The sequence below is a fragment of the Synechococcus sp. H55.11 genome (assembly GCF_047462475.1).
Classification (GTDB): Bacteria; Cyanobacteriota; Cyanobacteriia; order Thermostichales; family Thermostichaceae; genus Thermostichus.
This window is the reverse complement of the sequence record NZ_JANSJI010000182.1, coordinates 1-1,195: the sequence shown is the minus strand read 5'-3', so window position 1 is coordinate 1,195 and position 1,195 is coordinate 1. Positions and strand designations below refer to the sequence as shown.

The window sequence follows — 1,195 nt, the reverse complement described above, 5'->3', positions numbered from 1 at the left end:
TAGCTGAGCAATACATTGCTGGTTGCGCTCACCAGGCTTGCCTATAGCAAGGGGTTCCTGGAGATGAGGAAAAGCCTTAGCATCTGGCATTGGCTGGCCCGCCGATATGGGCTTAGGCTCTTGAGTGCTGCCGATATAGCCGTCAATGGCTCGCGGCCCTGGGATCTGCAAGTCCACGACGAGCGGCTTTACCTGCGCTGCCTGCTCTATGGATCCCTGGGCTTTGGCGAGGCCTACCTGGAGGGGTGGTGGGATTGTGAGGCTATTGACGAGTTGGTTTGTCGTCTCCTCACCGGTCAGGCAGTGGAGCAAGTGGGCTGGCCGGTTCGGCTCCTGCTTGCCTTGGACAGTCGCCTCATCAACCGCCAGCGGGGTAAGGGAGCGTTTGTGGTTGGCCAGCGCCACTACGACCTCGGCAGTGATCTCTACGAGGCCATGCTGGATCGCCGCCTGATCTATAGCTGTGCTTATTGGGATGGGGGGGCACAAACCCTCGACGAAGCCCAGGAAGCCAAGCTGGATCTCATTGCCCGCAAGCTGGATCTGCAGCCCGGCATGCGCGTGCTCGACATCGGCTGTGGTTGGGGCGGCACGGCACAGTACCTGGCCGAGCGCTATGGGGTGCAGGTTGTGGGCATCACCGTCTCGCAAGAGCAGGCCAAGCTGGCCAGCGAACGCTGCCGCGGCCTACCGGTAGAGATCCGGCTGGAAGACTATCGCCAGACGCAGGGAAAGTTTGATCGGATCCTTTCTGTGGGCATGTTTGAGCATGTGGGCTACCGCAACTACCGAACATTTATGCAGGTAGTCCGTCGCCTTCTCAAAGAGGATGGCTTGTTTCTTCTCCACACCATCGGCGCCAACGTTGCTTACCAAGGGCGGGATCCGTGGATTGAGCGCTACATTTTTCCCAACTCGATGCTCCCCTCGCCTCGTCAGATAACAGCGGCTTTCGAGGGCCTATTTGTTCTGGAAGACTGGCACAACTTTGGGATCAACTACGTGGCCACCCTAAAAGCTTGGCACACCAATTTTGAGCGGGCATGGCCCCAACTGGCTGGTCGCTACGACGAGCGCTTTCGCCGCATGTGGAAGCTTTACCTGCTGATGAGTGCCGGCAGCTTCAAGGCCCGCGCCAGCCAGCTTTGGCAACTAGTCCTCTCGCCCAGGGGAGTAAGGGGCGGCTACCGCTCGG

Annotated in this window: 1 protein-coding gene; it reads left to right on the top strand. The window is 59.5% G+C overall.

What is annotated here, in order from left to right; translation table 11 throughout:
* Positions 1 to 63: 63 nt before the first annotated feature.
* The coding region (gene cfa / locus NW853_RS07550) for a cyclopropane fatty acyl phospholipid synthase (RefSeq protein ID WP_414348721.1) at positions 64 to 1,195 on the top strand (1,132 nt) is incomplete at its 3' end.